Genomic DNA, 3,542 nt, shown 5'->3' on the forward strand with positions numbered 1-3,542 from the left:
TGGATGGGCTATCCCAGCTTGATGTCTGGGCAGTCGCCGCGCAGGGCGAGATTTATCATTACGATGGGGTGAGCTGGTCTGAGGTTGCCGATACCGGAAATCAAACCTGGTACGACTTGGCCGTGGTTACAGCGGACAATATATGGCTGGTGGGTAACTCCGGCCGAGTTGGCCATTTTAACGGCAGCGCTTGGGTTGAAGTCGAAGATTTTGGAAACATGGATTGGCGCTCGGTTGTATTTTCAAACCCGGACAACGGCTGGATGTTTGGCGGAAATGGCGAGGTTTATATGTATGATGGCGTAAATTGGTCGCAGTTTATAGACACCGGTGACCAAACCTGGTATGGCGCGACTCTAATTGGGACAACGGACGGCTGGGCGGTTGGCAGCGGGGGTAGCTTACTTCGGTATCAGTCCGGCGGCGGTTTTGCGGCGTCCGGGAATTTGACATCCTCAGCCTATTTTATGGGAGGCTCGGCGAGCGTACACATTTTAGATTGGAATGAAAGTAATCCGTGCGCCGGTTGTGATATTCAGTTTCAGGTCCGGACCGCGCCGGATAACGGTGGCACACCCGGCAGCTGGACGGACTGGTCAGGCAGTGGCGGCAGCGGGACATACTTTACCAACCCAACCGGAGAACTCATCTCTACTGATTTGAATTTTAATGACTGGGCGCAGTACCGTTTAGAACTGACCGGCAATGGCAATGACTCCCCGGTGCTTAATGGAGTCCGAATATACTACTTACCATAATGAACACTTTGCCCCAACCTTCAGGCCGACCGAGCGGTTTTACGCTACTTGAGTTAATGATTTACATTGGAATCGTAGGTATGATCCTGACTTCGATTTCTTACCTGACGCTTGATATTATAGGAGGTCAAGTATCAATTGAAACAGAACTTGAAGTCAACCAAAATCTTAGGTTTGCCAGCCGCCAGCTTGAACGTGACATTCGGGCGGCTGAGTCAATCTCAGTTCCCAGCAGCGACACGCTTGTTTTAAGTTTTTCTGGGATTGAGCTGACATATTTTTTTAACGCCAGCGCGCTCCAGCTGACGCGGCAAACCGGAGGCGAGCCAGCCGTTGAACTTAACACCCCAACCGTTGGGTTAACCGGAAGTTTTACGGATATTTCGTATGAGAGCCGAACCGAGACAGTTCAAGTTGTTCTGACTGCCGTTTATCTTAACCCGGATGGATTGCGTGACTTTGACGCGTCTTCCGAATTAAATTTTAGTATTGAGGCGCGCGCCCGGCGCTAACACCTATGGCTAAACCTAACCAACAATCCGCCCCAAAAGGATACGTGGCGCTAGTCGCGCTGCTGGTGGTGGCTGTGACCGGACTTGTGATTGGGATAAGCGTGAGTTTACGGGGGATTGATGAAATACAAATCAGTTTTGGCAAAAATCAATCAGCCCGCGCCAGATTCGCGGCTGAAAGCTGCGTCGAAGAAGGTTTGAGCCGGCTCCGGGACGCATGGTCAGACGTGGCGCTGACTTTGCCGATTAACCAAGATTCTTGTATACTTAACATTGTTACTGCTGGCGCTACAGCCACGCTGCATACCGAGAGTACAGTTGGGGAGTACTCCCAACAAGTAACTGCTACGGTTGATAATTCCTTGACTGTGCTTGAATGGCAGGAGGAGTAATTAAAAACAAAAATGTTACGTAAATCCGTCTTTGGGCTCGACATTTCAGATAATTCGATTGAAGCAATGCTCTTGCGCAAGGCCGCTTTTGGCCGACCGAAAATGGTCGGTTACGCGCGGACAACAATCCGGAGCGGCATTGTGACAAACGGAGTTATTAAAAAACCGGAAGTCCTAGCCGAGCAAATTCGAAAATTATTAAACAGTGCCAGTCCAAAAGCAATTAGTACACCTTACTGCGTTGTTTCACTGCCGGAGTCACAAGTTTTTACGACTGTTTTTAAACTGCCGGCCGGGCTACGCCGTGACGAAATCCGCAATACCATTCCGTATAAAGCTGAAGAGGTTATACCCTTCAAGTCAACCGAAATTTATTTTGATTTTCAAACACTCACCTCGCAGGGAAGTACCCAGGAGGTGTTTTACGTGGCGGTTCCGACTGAGATTGTCCAGCAGCACCTGGCTATGCTTGGGCAGGCGGGACTTCGGCCGCTGGCTTTTGACCTGGAGTCAGTCAGCATTGCCCGAAGCGTGATAGCCAACCGGTCGCGCAAGGGCGCCACGCTCCTTATGGATATCGGATCTCGAACCACGAATATGCATATTTTTGACCGGAATGGAATTCGGCAAAGTCGGACCATTGCCCTGGCCGGCAATCGTTTCACCGCCAGCATTGCGAAACAACTCGGATTAAAACCGGAGGAAGCGGCAAAGCAGAAAAATAAATTTGGATTTAACTCAAAACAAGCCGATGGTAAAGTTTTGTTGATTCTCCAAAAAGAATTTCGAAAGATTGTGGAAGCGGGCCGAGAATTAATTGATTTTTACCAGACCGAAACGCAGCGCACAGTTGATGGCGTCCGGCTGGTTGGGGGTTCAAGTCTTTTGCCGGCTGTTGATCAATATTTGGCTGACAACCTTGGGCTGGAGGCTTTACTCGCGGATCCGCTGCGCCGAATTAGCGACCCGAAAAAATTATTGAAAGAAAAGCGGAAATCTTTGCTCTACGCGACAGTCTCCGGACTGGCATTGAGGGGGATTGGGAAAAATCCGGTTCGGGACGGAATAAATTTATTGCCGGCACGTAAGCGCCTGCCGCTCAAACCGGAAAAAGGCGATCGTCACAATTGGATGAAGGTCTATCTCAGCCTGACGATTTTCGTGATTCTGGTCGTCGGTTTTGGCGGACTGCTGTTTGCAAAACGCGGCGGCTTAGACTTCTACCACCTGGTTTTTCCGCAATCAGATTTTTCGACTCCGGAAGCGACCAACATAGACTACGCGCTTTTAGATGAACTTCGAACAGCTGATGAAGCTGAGACCGAGCAGCCGACCGAACCGATCGCGACCAGCACTGACGAATTGATTGAAGATGTACCCGAACCGGTGGTTGTTCGAGTTCAAGACGTGCCGGGCGGCCGCTTGAATGTCCGCGAGGGGCCGGCTACGACCTTTCCGGTTGTAGCTCAAGCTATTCCGGGCGACGAATTTAGCGTGCTCGAAGAAGGCGAAGGCTGGATTCAGATTGATTTGGGAAACAATGAGTCGGGCTGGGTTTTTGACGCCTATGTTGATAAGTTAGAATAGGCGTGGTCAGTAAATTGTGGTATAATAAATTCACTTTCTAAAATAAATAATCTTACTTACGTATGTTTTTTTGGAATCGAAAACGGTCCGGGTTCACACTGATTGAACTTTTAATTGTGATTGGTATTATTGCAGTCTTGGCCGGCATTATTTACGTCGCAATTGACCCCGCCCGAAGGCTTGGCGAGGCGCGGGACGCTGAGCGCTGGGGTTCGGTCAACGCGGTTTTGAACGCTGTCCTTAAGTACACGGTTGATAACGGCGGCACACTGCCAACTAACCTGACGGCTCAG

5 protein-coding genes are annotated in these 3,542 nt (G+C 50.0%); all 5 read left to right on the forward strand.

Annotated features, from left to right (window positions below; translation table 11 throughout):
- On the forward strand, nucleotides 1-758 hold a 758-nt coding region (locus tag VGA08_03655), incomplete at its 5' end, for a hypothetical protein (protein ID HEX9679689.1).
- Entirely contained in the window at nucleotides 758-1,270 is a 513-nt protein-coding gene (locus VGA08_03660; GenBank protein HEX9679690.1) for a type II secretion system protein, read from the forward strand. The genes VGA08_03655 and VGA08_03660, both read left to right, overlap by 1 nt.
- A gap of 5 nt (nucleotides 1,271-1,275) precedes the next feature.
- On the forward strand, nucleotides 1,276-1,662 hold the full coding sequence (locus tag VGA08_03665) for a hypothetical protein (protein HEX9679691.1): 387 nt from the start codon (nucleotides 1,276-1,278) through the stop codon (nucleotides 1,660-1,662).
- A 12-nt stretch (nucleotides 1,663-1,674) separates the two neighbouring features.
- Nucleotides 1,675-3,249 carry a type IV pilus assembly protein PilM gene (gene pilM, locus VGA08_03670; GenBank protein ID HEX9679692.1) on the forward strand — a complete coding sequence of 525 codons (1,575 nt, stop codon included), beginning with the start codon at nucleotides 1,675-1,677 and terminating at the stop codon, nucleotides 3,247-3,249.
- Nucleotides 3,250-3,311: 62 nt separating this feature from the next.
- On the forward strand, nucleotides 3,312-3,542 hold a 231-nt coding region (locus VGA08_03675), incomplete at its 3' end, for a type II secretion system protein (GenBank protein HEX9679693.1).

Source organism: Candidatus Saccharimonadales bacterium (assembly GCA_036397795.1).
Classification (GTDB): domain Bacteria; phylum Patescibacteriota; class Saccharimonadia; order Saccharimonadales; family DASWIF01; genus DASWIF01.